Source organism: Allobosea sp. 67-29, assembly GCF_001898115.1.
Taxonomy (GTDB): Bacteria; Pseudomonadota; Alphaproteobacteria; order Rhizobiales; family Beijerinckiaceae; genus Allobosea.
Window position 1 is genome coordinate 154,625 of record NZ_MKSQ01000008.1, and the last position, 14,832, is coordinate 169,456.

14 protein-coding genes, 2 tRNA genes and 1 pseudogene are annotated in these 14,832 nt (G+C 67.4%); 10 read left to right on the forward strand and 7 right to left on the reverse strand.

What is annotated here, in order from left to right:
- The 4 genes and pseudogenes from selB to BGO20_RS07315 all read left to right on the forward strand — a co-directional run.
- Positions 1–1,815, forward strand: a pseudogene (gene selB / locus BGO20_RS07300) (selenocysteine-specific translation elongation factor); the annotation flags it as partial.
- A 108-nt stretch (positions 1,816–1,923) separates the two neighbouring features.
- A tRNA-Sec gene (locus tag BGO20_RS07305) sits at positions 1,924–2,019 on the forward strand.
- A 15-nt stretch (positions 2,020–2,034) separates the two neighbouring features.
- Positions 2,035–2,502, forward strand: a complete 468-nt coding sequence (locus BGO20_RS07310) for a hypothetical protein (protein WP_291661125.1) — start codon at positions 2,035–2,037, stop codon at positions 2,500–2,502.
- Positions 2,489–2,884 carry a hypothetical protein gene (locus BGO20_RS07315; RefSeq protein WP_291661126.1) on the forward strand — a complete coding sequence of 132 codons (396 nt, stop codon included), beginning with the start codon at positions 2,489–2,491 and terminating at the stop codon, positions 2,882–2,884. The genes BGO20_RS07310 and BGO20_RS07315 overlap by 14 nt, the downstream gene beginning before the upstream one ends.
- Here the strand turns inward: BGO20_RS07315 and selD are convergent.
- The gene (selD, locus tag BGO20_RS07320) at positions 2,881–3,957 is read right to left on the reverse strand and encodes a selenide, water dikinase SelD (RefSeq protein ID WP_291661128.1); all 1,077 of its coding nucleotides are present in this window, start codon (positions 3,955–3,957) and stop codon (positions 2,881–2,883) included. The genes BGO20_RS07315 and selD overlap by 4 nt on opposite strands.
- Before the next feature lie 281 nt (positions 3,958–4,238).
- Positions 4,239–4,409: a hypothetical protein gene (locus BGO20_RS07325; protein WP_291661129.1), complete on the reverse strand. Its 171-nt coding sequence runs from the start codon at positions 4,407–4,409 to the stop codon at positions 4,239–4,241.
- Positions 4,410–4,521: 112 nt separating this feature from the next.
- Here BGO20_RS07325 and BGO20_RS07330 point away from each other — a divergent pair, with 112 nt between their 5' ends.
- From BGO20_RS07330 to BGO20_RS07355, 6 genes are all read left to right on the forward strand, one after another.
- Positions 4,522–4,905: a hypothetical protein gene (locus tag BGO20_RS07330; protein ID WP_291661131.1), complete on the forward strand. Its 384-nt coding sequence runs from the start codon at positions 4,522–4,524 to the stop codon at positions 4,903–4,905.
- An 85-nt stretch (positions 4,906–4,990) separates the two neighbouring features.
- Positions 4,991–5,066 (forward strand) — tRNA-Phe (locus BGO20_RS07335).
- Between the two features lie 798 nt (positions 5,067–5,864).
- The gene (locus BGO20_RS07340) at positions 5,865–7,055 is read left to right on the forward strand and encodes an O-antigen ligase family protein (protein WP_291661133.1); all 1,191 of its coding nucleotides are present in this window, start codon (positions 5,865–5,867) and stop codon (positions 7,053–7,055) included.
- The gene (locus BGO20_RS07345) at positions 7,052–8,173 is read left to right on the forward strand and encodes an acyltransferase family protein (protein WP_291661134.1); all 1,122 of its coding nucleotides are present in this window, start codon (positions 7,052–7,054) and stop codon (positions 8,171–8,173) included. The genes BGO20_RS07340 and BGO20_RS07345 overlap by 4 nt, the downstream gene beginning before the upstream one ends.
- A gap of 225 nt (positions 8,174–8,398) precedes the next feature.
- The gene (locus BGO20_RS07350) at positions 8,399–9,076 is read left to right on the forward strand and encodes a FadR/GntR family transcriptional regulator (RefSeq protein ID WP_291661136.1); all 678 of its coding nucleotides are present in this window, start codon (positions 8,399–8,401) and stop codon (positions 9,074–9,076) included.
- Positions 9,073–10,269 (forward strand): CynX/NimT family MFS transporter, encoded by a 1,197-nt coding sequence (locus BGO20_RS07355; RefSeq protein WP_291661137.1) that lies wholly within the window; start codon positions 9,073–9,075, stop codon positions 10,267–10,269. The genes BGO20_RS07350 and BGO20_RS07355 overlap by 4 nt, the downstream gene beginning before the upstream one ends.
- Before the next feature lie 52 nt (positions 10,270–10,321).
- Here the strand turns inward: BGO20_RS07355 and BGO20_RS07360 are convergent, their stop codons facing one another.
- The 5 genes from BGO20_RS07360 to BGO20_RS07380 all read right to left on the reverse strand — a co-directional run bounded on the left by BGO20_RS07360 (position 10,322) and on the right by BGO20_RS07380 (position 14,830).
- Positions 10,322–11,287, reverse strand: a complete 966-nt coding sequence (locus BGO20_RS07360) for a 2-hydroxyacid dehydrogenase (RefSeq protein ID WP_291661139.1) — start codon at positions 11,285–11,287, stop codon at positions 10,322–10,324.
- A gap of 80 nt (positions 11,288–11,367) precedes the next feature.
- Positions 11,368–12,045 carry an RraA family protein gene (locus tag BGO20_RS07365; RefSeq protein ID WP_291661140.1) on the reverse strand — a complete coding sequence of 226 codons (678 nt, stop codon included), beginning with the start codon at positions 12,043–12,045 and terminating at the stop codon, positions 11,368–11,370.
- 111 nt (positions 12,046–12,156) lie between these two features.
- Entirely contained in the window at positions 12,157–12,945 is a 789-nt protein-coding gene (locus tag BGO20_RS07370) for an ABC transporter permease (protein WP_291661142.1), read from the reverse strand.
- Positions 12,942–13,784, reverse strand: coding sequence for an ABC transporter permease (locus BGO20_RS07375; RefSeq protein ID WP_291661143.1), 843 nt, complete (start codon positions 13,782–13,784; stop codon positions 12,942–12,944). The genes BGO20_RS07370 and BGO20_RS07375 overlap by 4 nt, the downstream gene beginning before the upstream one ends.
- The gene (locus BGO20_RS07380) at positions 13,781–14,830 is read right to left on the reverse strand and encodes an ABC transporter ATP-binding protein (RefSeq protein WP_291661145.1); all 1,050 of its coding nucleotides are present in this window, start codon (positions 14,828–14,830) and stop codon (positions 13,781–13,783) included. Before BGO20_RS07380 ends, BGO20_RS07375 begins: the two co-directional genes overlap by 4 nt.
- Positions 14,831–14,832 lie beyond the last annotated feature (2 nt).

The window sequence follows — 14,832 nt, forward strand, 5'->3', positions numbered from 1 at the left end:
ATGATCATCGGCACGGCAGGCCATATCGACCACGGCAAGACCTCGCTGGTGAGGCGGCTGACCGGTGTCGATACCGACCGGCTGAAGGAGGAGAAGGCGCGCGGCATCTCGATCGCGCTCGGCTTCGCCTATTGGCCGCAGGCCGACGGCTCGGTGATCGGCTTCATCGACGTGCCCGGCCATGAGAAGCTCGTCCACACGATGCTGGCCGGCGCCTCCGGCATCGACCTGATGCTGCTTGTGGTCGCCGCCGATGACGGGGTGATGCCGCAGACGCGCGAACATGTCGCCATCGCCCGCCTGCTCGGCATCGAACGGGCGGTCGTCGCCCTGACCAAGCTCGATCTTGTCGATGCGGACCGCATCGCAGCAACGCGGAACGAGGTCGCTGCCCTGCTCGCCGACACCCGCTTTGGCGATGCGCCGATGCTGCCGGTCTCGACCCTGACGGGCCAAGGGCTTGCGGAGCTCGGCGCCGTGCTTGCGGCAGAGGCCCGGCAGACGCTCGGACGGCGGGCGGACGGCGCCTTCCGCATGGCGGTCGATCGCAGCTTCACCCTGCAGGGAACCGGCACCGTGATCACCGGCACGGTGCTGTCCGGCGCCGCGGCCATCGGTGACCACGTCGTCGTCTCACCCTCCGGCCTGCCGGCGCGCATCCGTTCGATCCACGCCCAGAACCGCCCGGCCGAGACTGGCCGCGCCGGCGAGCGCTGCGCGCTGAACCTCGCGGGGCCGGGCATCACGAAGGAAGCGATCCGGCATGGCGACATGGTGCTGGCGCCAGCCCTGCACACTCCAACGACCCGGATCGACGCCGAAATCACGCTGCTCGCCTCGGAAACCAAGCCGCTCGCCATGTGGCAACCAGCGAGGCTGCATCACGCCTCGGCGGAAGTGGGGGCGCGCATCGTGCTGCTCGGAGAGCCGATCGCGCCCGGCACGACCGCGCCGGTCCAGCTCGTCCTCGACGGCCCGCTCGCCGCCGCAGCGCTCGACCGCTTCGTGCTGCGCGATGTTTCGGCCACACGCACGATCGGAGGCGGTCGCTTCCTCGATCTGCGCGCGCCGGAGCGGCGGCGGCGCAGCCCGGAGCGTCTGGCGCAGCTTTCCGCGCTCGGCCATGCCGATGCGGCCGAAGCTCTGCTCGCGCTGCTCGCCGTGCCGCCCTATCATGCCGAGATCGACGATTTCGCGCGTGACCGTGCCCTGGGCAGCGGCGCAGCGGAGATATTGGCCGGCAGTCTCGGCATCGTCCGCATCGGCTCGCTTGCGATGCTGCCGGAGCGCTGGCAGGCACTCGGCCGGACCGTGGCCGATACGCTCGACGCCTATCACGCCGCGCATCCCGATCTCCCTGGCATGGGGCTGGAACGACTGCGGCTCGCCGTCGCGCCGCGCCAGCCGGCCCCATTGTTCCGCCAGGCGCTGGCGCAGCTCAGCGCCGACGGCGTGGTCGCCGCTTCCGGGTCCTGGATCAGGCGGCCGGGGCACGAGGTGCGGCTGTCGGCGGAGGACGAAGCGCTGTGGCAGCGAGTCCAGCCGCTGATCGATGGCAACGAACGCTTCCGGCCACCGCGCGTGCGCGATATCGGCCAGATTCTCGGCCGCCGCGAGGAGGAGATTCGCCGCCTCTTCCGGCTGGTGGGGCGCAGCGGCGAGGTGCTCGAAGTCGCGCTCGACCACTTCTTCCGACGCGCCACGCTCGTCGAGATGGTCGGCATTGCAGTCGCGCTCGCGGCGGCGCATCCGGCGGGCTTCAATGCGGCGCAATTCCGTGACAAGCTCGACAATGGCCGAAAGGTCGCTATCCAGATTCTCGAATTCTTCGACCGCCACGGCGTCACCATGCGCCGCGGCGATCTCCGGCGCGTCAATCGGCAGCGGCTCGAGCTATTCGGCCCACTCCCGGCGATGCCCAATGGAGGAGAAGCGTCCCCGGTGGGGCGTCCGGACTTCAAATCCGGGAGGGGCCGTCAGACGGTCTCTGGTGGGTTCGACTCCCATTCTCTTCCGCCAATTTCCTGAGGCGCAATGACCGACGGCATCTCGCCCTCCCTCGCTCTGATCGCCGACTTCGAGGAGGCCGCCGAGGCCGCGCGTGAGGCCGAGGAGATCTGCCGCAGGGAAGCGGCCATGCGGATCGCCGCGCTCGCGGAGGTGCGGTCGACCGCCTTCCGGCGGCTCAATCTGGTGCGCAGCGCCGCAAAAGCCATCGCCGAGGCCGAAGAGCCGGAGAGCGCCGTTCTTCTCGCCCGCTTCGTCATCGCGCAAATGCTCGGCTGGGAGGAAGCCAGCGCCCGGCAGGAGGACGTCCTCGACCGGCTGACGCCTTTTCTCACAGCCCTCGCGGCAGAGGCGTCCCGCACGGCAAGCCCCGCGACCGAGCCCGCGGAGAAGGCGCTGCGCTGCTTCGAAGACTGGTACCGTGCCGAGACCGGCAGCGATTTCTATGCGCTGTTCGAGCGCTACATCCCCGAGACGCCGCGTGTCGACTTCTAGAGGCAAGGAGCGCGGGCTCGGCACCGATTTCGACCGCTGGCTCGGCCAGCTCTTTCGCAAGGGGCCGTTCACGGCGCTGATCGTGCTGGTGAAGATCGCGCAGCCAAGGATCGAACCGCTGCGATCGAGCTTCGTCCATGTCGTCGGCGACGAGCTCGACTGGGGCGACATCGTGCTGATGCTGCGAGGCGCTGGCGTCAACTGGGACGGCGCCGCCTTCTTTCCGACGCGCGGCGACGACGGCGGGCTCGTGCCGGACGACGTCGCCCGCGCCCGGCTGCGCGAGCTCGAAGGAGCGCTTCACCAGAGCCGGCTCGTGCTGAACGAAGGCGCCTTTTTCGACGTCTGGGGCCGAAATCTGAAGGTCGAGGAGGCCGACTAGCTCACCACGACCCGACCCGGCCCCGCCTCGACCGAGCCGATGATCCGGGCGGCCGGATAGCCGGCCGCTCCGATCTGCGCCAGCAGTTCCGCGGCGCGATCCGCCTTGCAGGACACCAGCAAGCCGCCCGAGGTTTGCGGGTCGGTCAGCAGATGGCGGCGCCAATCCGGCAATCCGGCCGGCAGGACGACCCCCTCGCCATAGCTCGCCCAGTTGCGATGCGAGGCGCCGGTGACCCGGCCCGCCCCGGCGAGCCGCTCCGCCTGCGACAGGAAAGGCAGATCGGCAAGGCGCAGCCTCACGGTCGCGCCCGAGCCGCGCGCCATCTCCAGGCCATGGCCGAGGATGCCGAAGCCGGTGACGTCGGTCACGGCATGAACAGCGGAGTCGCGCGCCAGCTCGGCGCCGATGCGGTTGAGCAGCGTCACCGAGGCGAGCATCTCGTCATAGGCCTGCGGCGAGAGATCGCCTTTCTTGAAGGCCGCGGAATAGATGCCGACGCCGAGCGCCTTGGTCAGGATCAGCGCATCCCCCGGCCTCGCCCCGCTGTTGCGCCGCAGGTTCTGCGGATTCAGCAGACCGATGACGGCCAGCCCGTAGATCGGCTCGGGCGCGTCGATGGAGTGGCCGCCGGCGACCGGGATGCCGGCCTCGGCACAGATCGAGGCACCGCCCCTGAGGATTTCGCGGGCCGTCTCGACGGGCAGCTTGTCGAGCGGCATGCCGAGGATGGCGAGCGCCATGATCGGCCTGCCGCCCATGGCGTAGACGTCGGAGATCGCGTTGGTCGCGGCGATGCGGCCGAAATCACGCGGATCATCGACCATCGGCATGAAGAAATCCGTGGTCGCCACGACGCAGGTCTCGTCGTCGATCTGCCAGACCGCGGCATCGTCCCCCGTCTCGGTACCAACGAGCAGTTGCCTGTACGGCCCCGCCGCCGGCTGGTCCGCCAGCAATTGCTGCAGCACCGACGGGGCGAGCTTGCAGCCGCAGCCCCCGCCATGCGCGAGACTCGTCAGGCGGGGTGCGTGCAGAGGCGTCTCAAGCTCGCGCTCGATCGTTTCGCTCATCGTCGATCTCCCAAAAGTGCCTTTGCGACAAGCGCGTCCGGCAGGCGGCGCTGGAGCGCCGGGCCTTCCGCATGACGCAGCCCGGAACAGGCTCGAACGCGCGCAGCGGGGCCGCGCCGCAGAGTCAGGACCGATCCGGAAGTGCCCCGGAACCCGGGAGCATCATGAACAGGCACACAGCATCCTTTCCCGTCGGGATCACAAGGTCAATCCGGCAGTCGGCTACCTTAGCAATGAGGAGCCGCATCGCCGGCAGTCCTGGCGCAAGCGGCGATCGACAGTCAGCGCGGGCCGATGAAGAGGCTGCTCATCCTCAGGTTCACCGCCTGCTGCGTCCTGGCGACCGGGCTGGCGCCGGAGGCAATGCCGTCATGGCCTTGCCGCTCGTGATCGTCCTGGCAGCGCGGGTGAGACAGCGACGACTGCAGCTCGCCTTCCGATGGGATGCGCATCCGGGTGCCGTAGAGATAGCGGTAACCAATCGCCTCGATTTACGCTGCGCGCGCATTCTCACGGTATTACTCTCACTCATAACGGCGACAGCGACTCTTTTCGGAGAGATATATGGCTGCGTTTCTCGACAAATTGCTTTCGGACGACCTCGAAACGCTACGGAATGACATTCTGAAAGCGGGTGTCCTGAACGCGAAGGCGCTTCAGGAAAGCGCCGAGATCCATCTGACGAATTTCGGCCTCGCTCTGCCACCCTCGCCTGAGCTGGACGACGCCCTGTTCCAGATCGCCGCGAGCGTAGGCACCTTCGCCCGCCTGCTCTACAGCCAGGCAAGGGTGGCGGAATCGGAAGCGGCCCGCCGGGGCGTCCTGGCAAGAATCGACCGGCTGAGCGACGTGATCGGCCGGACAGAAGCGGGCGGCTCCCGCGCGGCCGGAGCCTCGCCCCTGTCGACGCAGGCGGAGCCTGCCGGACCGATCGGCAGCGAGCTGTAGAAAGCCGGCTGAAGTGACTGGACAGGCTCGGCGACAGCCTCTATATCGCCCCCACCAACACGGACGGCGCACCGCGCCCCGGGGCGCCCAGGTAGCTCAGTTGGTAGAGCATGCGACTGAAAATCGCAGTGTCGGTGGTTCGATTCCGCCCCTGGGCACCATTCGTTTTCCCAAGCATCGAAAGACTTATCTTTCTCGCGCGATCGTCCCACCGGGCACAACCGGCCCGGAAACGTGGGAAACATCGGTTCAGGCCTCGTTCTCGTGGGGCGCCCCCGACCGCCCCGATGTCGAGACCTTCGGTCGCGTCGAGGTCACCCAGATCGCGTACCACATGCCGGCCAGCGCAAGCTTCTTGCGGCGGGCCTTTTCGTACAGAGCGCCGCCTGCTTCGGGCTCTCCCGGCCGCAGATGGGTATGATCGTGTTTGGTCGCTGGCCGGACAGGCAGCGGATCTCCGGCCGACGGGGGATATGGGTTCGACCCAGCCCCAACACCCCACCCCCAAAGGCGAACCGAGCAGCAAAAGCTGGACATCACATCCAGACAGCATTCAAAATTAAATACCAGAATATTTTCTGGTATCAGATCTTAATTAATATCAGATACTATTTAGTCACAAAAGATAATACTCTCGACCTGATTCCCTTTAATCGCTTGGAATCCGTATTTATCTATGATGACCAAGAATATTTGCCGAACGATTCGATTGTCAAATCCTTAACATCCGCATGATCTAAATTCCGCTTGAAGGACATGCAGGGCCACCTTGTCGGTGACCAAGGAAAAGCCATGCCGACAGGCCCAGCACGGTGGATTGCCACCTTGATACGCTCCGCGTACTGCCGGCCGCCGACCGGGCAATCGGGCGCATCTCGGCGACATCCGGCCCGCGAGATCCAGCGTTGAACCCCGCGGCTTCCGAACCTCTGCAGATGATGCCGCGGCGAAGGCTGGCGGTGTCCTATGCCGGAATCAAGCGTGCAACCCTTTGGCTGCTCGGCGCATCCAGCGGCTTCGTGCTGATCGAGCCTTCGCCCTACGAACTCATCTTTCTGATCACGCTCTTCGTCTTCGCGCTGACCGGCATCCGCTTCTCCCAGAAGCTGCTGCCGCTCGCACTCCTGCTGCTGGCCTTCAATCTCGGCGGCATCGTGTCGCTGATCCCGTGGATGGACGATGGCGACGCGGTCCGCTTCATGGCCGTTTCGGTCTACCTGATGATCACGGCGATCTTCGTCGCGGGAATCATCTCGCAGGATGCCGTTGGCCGACTGGAGACGCTGAGACGCGGCTATCTGTTCGCAGCCTGGTGCGCGGGGTTTGCAGCCATCCTCGGCTATTTCGATATCGCCAATCTCGGCGCCACCTTCACGCTCTACGGCCGCGCCTCGGGCACGTTCAAGGACCCCAACGTGCTCGGATCCTTTCTGGTCCTGCCCGTGGTCTACGGCCTGCAACGGATGCTGACCGGGCAGACCGGCTTCCTGCGCGGGCTGGCTTTGATCAGCGTGCCGCTGGCCGGCCTGTTCCTGACCTTTTCGCGCGGCGCCTGGGGCGTGCTTGTCGCATCGGCGATGATCATGATCGCGCTGACCTTCCTGGCAGCTCCCGACGCGAGAAGCCGGCTTCGTATCGCCACGATGGCCCTGATCGCATTGGCCGTGATGGTGGTCGCCCTGCTGGTCGCGCTCTCCTTCGAGGACATCCGCAGCGTCTTCGAGGTCCGGGCCAGCCTCGACCAGGATTACGACGAAGGCGTCACGGGCCGTTTCGGCAACCAGCTGCGCGCAATTCCGATGCTCCTGGATGCGCCGAACGGTTTCGGGCCGCTGCGATTTCGCTGGCTCTTCAATCAGACCGACCCGCACAACGTTTATATCAACAGCTTCGCTTCCTATGGCTGGCTCGGCGGCCTCTCCTGGCTCGGGCTGACGGCCGCGACCTGCTATGTCGGCTGGCGGCTGGTGTTCTGGCGAGGCCCCACACAGCTGCATGCCATCGCGATCTGGTCGGTCCTGTTCGTGACGATTTTGCAGGGTTTCCAGATCGACAGCGACCATTGGCGGCATTTCTATCTGATGCTCGGCCTGGTCTGGGGGCTGGTCGCGCTGGGACGTGCCTCCGATGAACCGGATGCCGCCTCGTGACCGCTGGCACCGCCCGCACAAGCCGGCCGCGGGGACCGGCGCAGCTGCAGGGAATCCAGGCCCTGCGCGCGATCGCGGCCCTGCTCGTCGTCTTCGGCCACGCCGCGCATGAGGCGGAGGCGATCGCCGCGCGGGTCGGGGTTCCGGCGATCGATCCGTCGTTCCTGTACTGGGGCAGCGGCGTCGACATCTTTTTCGTCATTTCCGGCTTCATCATGGTTCACACCTCGGCCGAGCTGTTCGGACGGCCGGGCGCCTGGCGCATATTCCTGGGCCGACGCATCGCGCGGATCGTGCCGCTCTACTGGCTTCTGACCAGCCTGCTTCTCATCGGCTCGCTGTTCGTCCCTCAGCTTCTCAATGTCCCGATCGGCGACTGGCAGCACATCCTCGCCTCCTATCTCTTCATCCCGAGCCTGCGGGGCGGGAGCGAGATCCGTCCGGTGATGGCGCTGGGCTGGACGCTCAATTTCGAGATGTTCTTTTATCTGCTCTTCGCCGGAGCGATGTTTCTGCCCCTGAGACGCGGCATGGCGGCCCTCGCGGTCACGCTGCTCGGGCTGGCGCTGATCGGCATGGCCTGCCCGACCAACCAGGTCCAGGTCGCGTTCTGGACTCAGCCGATCATCATCGAGTTCCTGTTCGGATGCCTGCTGGCGCTGGCCTATCGGCACGGCATCAGGCTCCCGCCGGCGGTCGCCGCCGCATGCGTGGCGCTGGGCCTCGTCGCGATGCTGAGACTGCCCGGCATCGATGATCCGGCCTGGCTGCCGCAGTTCCTGCGGCTGGGCATTCCGGCGACGGTAATCGTCGCGGGCGCCGCGCTCAATCGGGGCGACGTTCCTCGTCATGCCTGGCCCCTGGTCGCGCTCGGCAATGCTTCCTACAGTCTCTATCTGTTTCATCCCTTCGCGCTGCGGCCGCTCCGCGACATCTGGATTCGCTTCGCCGGGGCAAGCCTGCCGCTGGAGATCTACGTGCTCGTCGCCTTTGCGGTGGCGGCGCTGTCCTCGGTGCTGCTCTATCGCCTGGTCGAGCAGCCGATGAGCACCTGGTTCCGGTTTTCGGCGGCGCCAAGACCGGCACCCGGCCCGATGCCCGGCACCACCGCGACCTGACCCCGGCCCGCCGCGGAACAGTGGTATCAGCCGGCCGCCGAGCCGCCCGCGAGCGTTTTCACAGAGCCAACCGCCTGCGCAGCTGCGCGGTCGCACCGGCCTGTCCCCAATTCTGCGGCCGGGCGGTGCCGGCCAGACGTCGCCGTGCCGGGCCGAACGAGCAAAGCCTTTGACTCGGGCGTCGCCGCACAATATCACCAAGTCATCGGATGACTTGGTGATATTGTGCGAACCTTGAGCAGATCCAGCCTGGCCGACACGGCGGCCGAAGCCATTCGTGGCGAGATTCTCGCGCGGCGATGGACCGTAGGCGAAAAGCTGCCGAACGAAGCCGCGCTCTCGGCAGCCCTTTCCGTTAGTCGGGGAACCGTGCGCGAGGCGGTGCGCGTGCTCGTCTCGCAGGGCATTCTGGAGACGCGCCAGGGCTCGGGCACCTATCTGCGCTCCACGAGCGGCACGGCTCTCCCCCTTGCGACGGCAAGGCGGGCGGGGCTGCGCGAACAGTTCGAGGCGCGGCTGGCGCTCGATGTCGAGGCAGCGCGGCTGGCGGCGTTGCGCTGCAGCCCGGCCGATATAGACCGCCTCCGACGGCTTCTTGCGGAACGTGGAGATCACGGCGGCGGCGACAAGGCGGCGTTCGTGGCGCGCGACTTCGCCTTCCACCGGGCGGTGATCGAGACGTCGCGCAACCATGTCCTGATCGGCCTCTACGAATTCTCTTCCGAACTGATCGCCCAGACGATCGCAGCGACACTGGACGACGATCTTCCGGAGCCGGACATGGCGGCCCACAGCGCCATCATCGACGCGATCGAATCCGGAGTCTCGGACAGGGCCGATGCGGCAGTGCGGTGCTTCATGGCGCCCGTTCTCGCGGCACTCGACAAGGCTCTGACGTCATGAGTCACCTGGCCAACGCGGGCGCGGAGGCGCGCAGCGCCCCTGCATCGCGGCTTATCCTCGGCACCAGCCTGGTGCTGGTCGCCTTCAACCTGCGCCCGGTCTTCTCCAGCGCTTCGACCCTGCTCCCCGAGATCCGGGAGACGCTCGGCCTCTCGGGGCTGGGCGCCAGCATCCTGACCACGCTTCCCGTCATCTGCCTCGGACTTTTCTCGCCATTGGCCCCGCGCCTGTCGCGATGGATCGGCACCGAGCGAACGCTGCTCGGCGCCGTGCTGCTGCTCGCCTGCGGCACGGCCCTGCGCGGGCTGCCGTCGATTCCGCTTCTCTTGCTGGGGACTGCAGTTGCCGGTGCCTGCATCGCCGTCGGGAACGTGCTCCTGCCCGGGCTCGTGAAACGCGACTTTCCCGACCGGCCAGCGCTGATGACCGGGTGGTACACGATGGCGCTCTGCGCGGGTGCAGCCGGCGCGGCCGGCCTGACGCTGCCGCTCAAGCACTCGCTGGGCCTTTCGCTCGGCGGGGCGCTCGCGATCTGGGCACTTCCCGCCCTGCTGGCGGGACTGCTCTGGCTGCCGCAGATCCTCTCGCGTGGCTCTCAGGCCGGGCAGCTACGCCCCCCAGTCCAAAGCCTGTGGCGGAGCCGGCTTGCCTGGCACATCACCCTGTTCATGGGGCTGCAATCGGCGCTGGCCTATTGCGTCTTCGGCTGGCTGGTGCCGATCCTGCGCGAGCGCGGGCTCGACGGCGTCACTGCGGGCGCCGTCGTCTCGATGTCGGTGATGATGCAGGCGGGTGCCTGTCTCCTCGCCCCTCATCTCGCGGTTCGCGGCCGGGACCAGCGTGCGATCAATGTCGGCTTGAGCGTGCTCGCGGTCGTGGCGCTGCTCGGCCTGCTGTTCGCGCCGCTGTGGTCGGTCTGGTTCTGGGCGGCTCTGCAGGGCGTCGGGCAAGGCGGGCTGATCGCGGTCGCTCTGACGGTGATCGTGCTGCGCGCCCGCGATTCGCATGTCGCCGCGCAACTGTCGGGCATGGCGCAATGCGTCGGCTACCTGCTCGCCGCCGCCGGCCCGCTGCTTGTCGGCCTGATCCATGGCTGGACCGGCGGCTTCGCGTGGAGCGCGGTTCTCTTCGTGCTTCTGGGCGCGGGAGCGGCGGTCAACGGCTGGTTCGCAGGGCGCGCGCTCCACGTCTAGCGCCGACGCTCGAAAGCCCACACCCGTCGCGCGGGCGACAGCGGTCGATCGGTCAAACCACGCGATCGCGCTCCGGCACCGGCTCGCCGCGCGACACGTGCTGAATGTTGGCGAACATGCGTGTGACGGTCGGCGCGAAGTTGTCGGCCGCCATGGCGGCGAGATGCGGCGTGACCACGATATTGTCGAGCGTCAGCAACGGGCTCTCCGGCGGAAGGGGCTCGACCGAATAGACGTCCATGGCCGCTCCGGCGATCTCGTGCGCCTTCAGCGCCTCGACCAGATCGGCCTCATTGACGACGCCGCCGCGGGCAACGTTGATCAGGACCGCCGTCTTCTTCATCGCCCTTAGGGCGGCGGCGTCGATCAGGTTGGTGGTCTCCGGCGTCAGCGGGCAATGCAGCGAGACCACATCCGCCTCGGCCAGGATCTGCGCCATCGACGCGTGACGGACGCCGAGAGTCTCCTCCTCTGCCTGCGGAAGCGGGTTGCGCTTGCTGTAGAGGATGCGGCAGCCGAAACCCTTGAGCAGCTTCGCGACATTCTGGCCGATGGCGCCGAAACCGACGATGCCGACCGTCTTGCCCGAGAGCATGTAGGTATCGCCGGGCAGCTTGCCCGTCGCCCAGCGGCCCTGCCTCAATTCCTCATGCCCATAGGCGATGAAGCGCAGCGACGACAGCATCAACCCAAGCGCGAATTCCGCGACCGGCAAGGCATTGGAGCCTGTCGTCCGCGCGACCTTGATGCCGAGCTCCTTCGCGGCGGCAACATCGATGTTGTCGTAGCCGACACCCCATTTGTGGAGCAGTTTCAGCTTCTTTGCGGCGCGCAGCACCTCGGCGGAAACGCCCACCTGCCCCGAGATCGCATAATCGGCCTCGGCGATGATCTGCTTCATGTGGTCGTCGCCGCGCGCCGTCCCATGGGTCAGGACGAAGCCGGGCGGCAGCAGGGCGCGCAGACGGTCGGCGCGCTCAGGCGTCGTCATGTCGAGGAGGACGATGGTCTCAGGCATGGGTTGGTCCAGTCGAAAGCTCGGGTCGGATCAGGAAGCAGGCGTTGGCGCGAGGGCATCGGCGCCCTCGCGCCGGCAGGTCAGCCCTGCTGCGCCAAGGCGTCGAGGACCATTTTGGTCGCGCCGGAGATGTCGCCGAGCTTTTCGCCGGCCTTGACGCGGGCTTGCGTCTTCTCGCCACGCTCCTGCCGGGCGATGGCGGCATCGGCGATCGCCTCGGCCTCGGCGCGCGGCAGCACCAGCACGCCGGATTCGTCGGCAAGGATGACGTCGCCGGCCTTGACCGGCACGTTGCCGCAGGAGATCGGAAGGTTGAGCGTGCCGCCGAGATTGTAGAGCCGCGTGGTGATCGGCGACATGCCGCGGCACCACATCGGGAAGTCGGAATCCTCGATCTCGGCAAGATCGGTGCAGGGACCGTCGACGATGCCGCCGACCGCGCCGGCCGCCTTCGCCGCGACGGTGACGCCGCCGCCCCAGCAGGCATGCTTGTCGTCGCCCAGCCGGTCGACGACAAGGATGTCGCCCGGACGCAGCAGGCCGAGCGCATGATGCAGCAGCGTGGAATCCTGGCCGGGGATAGCCAGCGTCACCGCTGCGGCGGCGATGCGCTTGCCGCGCAGCAACGGCTGGATGCCGCGATCCATGAAGCCCCAGTGCTGGGAATGGCCGATCGTCGCGGTCTCGACCTTCTGCAGCTTCTCGACCAGCGCCGCCGGCAGCTGCTCGGGCATGGCTTCGATGCGGTAATCGGGCATGGGTCTTCTCCTGGAGCGATTTCAGCGAAAGTCCGGAACGGTCCTGCGTCCGGAATTGCATTGCCGCGAAGGAACGGAGGATGTTCGCGACTGGAAGAGGAGCGGCATGATCTATCGCCCGACGGCGCGGGCGACGCCGACGAGGCGCTCGACCACGAGGACGACAGCGAGAGTCGCAACGATCAGGACGACCGACAGCGCCGCGACGAGAGGATCGGTGCGGCCCTCGACATAGCGCACCATCTCGACCGGCAGGGTGGATGCGCGCGGACCGGCGATGAACAGCGAGATCACGGTCTCGTCGAAGGAGAGCAGGAACGAGAGGCAGGCGCAGGCGATCAGACCCGGCGTCGCCAGGGGCAGCGTTACCCGCCTGACAACGCGCCAGGGCGGCGCGCCGAGCGTCGCCGCCGCCGCCTCGATATCATCAGGCAGGTTGGCGAGCGCCGTCGTCATCATCCGGATGACGAAAGGCACGGTCACCGTCATATGGCCCAGCACAAGGCCGGGCAGCGTCGCCGCCAGCTTCAGCGGCGAGAAGAACAGCAGCAGCGCCAGGCCGGTGATCAGGGTGGGCAGAAGCAGCGGCGCCAGGAAGAAGCTGGTCAGGGCGCCCTTCCCACGAAATCGCCCCTTCGCCAGCGCCAGCGCCGCCGGCACGCCGATCGCCAGCGAACACAGCGTCACCACCGCCGCGATCTGCACGCTGAGCCAGAGCGCCGCGAGCAGCGGGCCGTTGCCGGCTAGCTGGCGAAACCAGCGAAGCGAATAGCCGGAGGGCGGAAACAGGATGAAGTTGTCGGCCGAGAAGGCCAGCATCACCACGACGACGATCGGCGCCAGGATCAATACATAGACCAGCGCCGCGAAACCGGAGAGCATGCGCCCCGCACCCGTCATCGCTGCAGCCTCCGCGCCACCAGGTTGGAGGCCGCCAGCAGGACGAGCAGCAGCAGGAGCGTATAGATCGCCAGCACCGAGGCGACCGGCCAGTTGGTGTTTGTCGTCGCCTGTTCGAAGATCTCGGTCGCCAGCACGAAGACGCGCCCGCCGCCGAGCAGCTTCGGCGTGATATAGGCCGACATCGAGAGCACGAAGCCGAGCCCCGCCGCGAGCGCGATCGCCGGCAGGCTGAGCGGCAGGGTGACGCGCCAGAAGGTGCGGAACGGCGAGGCGCCGAGCGAGCGCGCCGCCTCCTCCAGCGTACGGTCGAGGCGGCCGAAGCCGGCGAGCAGCGCCAGGATCATATAGGGCATGATGCTCTCGGCCAGGCCGATGGTGACGCCCGTCCAGTTGAAGACGAGCTTCAACGGGGCCGAGATCAGGCCGAGCGCCTGCAGCGTGGTGTTGACCAGCCCGCGATCGCCGAGGATCGCTAGCCACCCGAAGACGCGCACTACGCCTGACACCAGCATCGGCAGGATCGCCACGACCGCGAGCAGGCCGCGAAAGCGCGATTCGGTGCGGAACAGGAAGAGCGAGACCGGATAGGCCAGGCAGAGCGCGATCAGCGTCGCGACCGTCGAGAGCCAGAGTGAGTTGAGCGTGAGCTCGATCGTGAACGAGTCGTGCAGGGTTGCTCGCCAGGTCTGCAGTGACCAGGCCGGAATCATCGCACCCGTCGGGCCGACCTCGTTGAAGGCATTGCGGAACAGGCCAAGCGAGGGCCAGACATAGATCGCCAGCAGGAACAGCGCTGCCGGAACGAGCAGCAACGACAGGCGGCGCGAAGCGGTCATGGTGCCTCGCGCGCGAAGACGCGGCTCTCGGCACGCGGCCAGACGACCGCCACCTCGGCACCTTCCATCGGGATCGCGGTGCCGGAGGGCGTTTCGACGGTGAGCTGACCACCTCCGCCTTCGACCAGCACCTCGACATGATCCCCGACGAAGACGCTGCGCAGCACGCGCCCGGTCAGGCGCGCCGCACTTTCCCCTGCCGGCTCGGAGACCGGCGCGATCCGCATGCGCTGCGGCCGGACGAAGAGATCGCCATCCTCCGGTGCCTCGAGGGGCAGCGGCTGCCCCCAGACGCTGGTCCTGCCATGCGCGTCGCGCTGGATCGGCAGCACATTCGCCCGTCCGACGAATTCCGCGACGAAGCGAGTCGCCGGCCGGTCGTAGATATCCTCGGCATTGCCGATCTGGGCGATGCGACCGCGATGCATCACCGCGATGCGATCGCACATCGTCAGGGCCTCGACCTGATCATGGGTGACGAAGAGCGTGGTGATGCCGAGCGAACGCTGGATCGAGCGGATCTCGTGGCGCATCGCGTCGCGAAGCTTGGCGTCGAGATTGGAGAGGGATTCGTCGAGCAGAAGCACCGAGGGCCGGATCACCAGCGCCCGCGCGAGCGCGACGCGCTGCTGCTGGCCGCCGGAGAGTTCCTTCGGACGCCGCTGCCCCAATCCCGCCAGCCTCACCAGAGCGAGCGCCTCGTCGACCCGCCGCGCGATCTCCTGACGCGGCACGCCGCGTTCCTCCAGACCGAAGGCAATGTTCCGCGCGACGGTAAGGTGAGGAAACAGCGCGTAGGACTGGAAGACGTAGCCCATATTGCGCCGATGCGGCGGCAGGCGGGTGATGTCGCCGCCATCGAGCGAGATCGCGCCGCGATCCGGCGCAACGAGCCCGGCGAGCATGCGCAGGGTCGTCGTCTTGCCGCAGCCGGAGGGGCCGAGCAGCGCAACCGATTCGCCCTGCTCCACCGAGAGCGACACGTCATCGACCGCAACGGCGTTGCCGTATCGCTTCTGCAGCCCGGCCAGCTCGAGATAGCTCATCG

Bases quoted from the DNA above. Each gene is read 5' to 3' on its own strand.
- BGO20_RS07310 (WP_291661125.1), top strand. From the start codon at position 2,035: ATGACCGACGGCATCTCGCCCTCCCTCGCTCTGATCGCCGACTTCGAG.
- selD (WP_291661128.1), bottom strand. From the start codon at position 3,957: ATGAGCGAAACGATCGAGCGCGAGCTTGAGACGCCTCTGCACGCACCC.
- BGO20_RS07325 (WP_291661129.1), bottom strand. From the start codon at position 4,409: ATGCGCATCCCATCGGAAGGCGAGCTGCAGTCGTCGCTGTCTCACCCG.
- BGO20_RS07330 (WP_291661131.1), top strand. From the start codon at position 4,522: ATGGCTGCGTTTCTCGACAAATTGCTTTCGGACGACCTCGAAACGCTA.
- BGO20_RS07355 (WP_291661137.1), top strand. From the start codon at position 9,073: ATGAGTCACCTGGCCAACGCGGGCGCGGAGGCGCGCAGCGCCCCTGCA.
- BGO20_RS07360 (WP_291661139.1), bottom strand. From the start codon at position 11,287: ATGCCTGAGACCATCGTCCTCCTCGACATGACGACGCCTGAGCGCGCC.
- BGO20_RS07365 (WP_291661140.1), bottom strand. From the start codon at position 12,045: ATGCCCGATTACCGCATCGAAGCCATGCCCGAGCAGCTGCCGGCGGCG.
- BGO20_RS07370 (WP_291661142.1), bottom strand. From the start codon at position 12,945: ATGACGGGTGCGGGGCGCATGCTCTCCGGTTTCGCGGCGCTGGTCTAT.
- BGO20_RS07375 (WP_291661143.1), bottom strand. From the start codon at position 13,784: ATGACCGCTTCGCGCCGCCTGTCGTTGCTGCTCGTTCCGGCAGCGCTG.
- BGO20_RS07380 (WP_291661145.1), bottom strand. From the start codon at position 14,830: ATGAGCTATCTCGAGCTGGCCGGGCTGCAGAAGCGATACGGCAACGCC.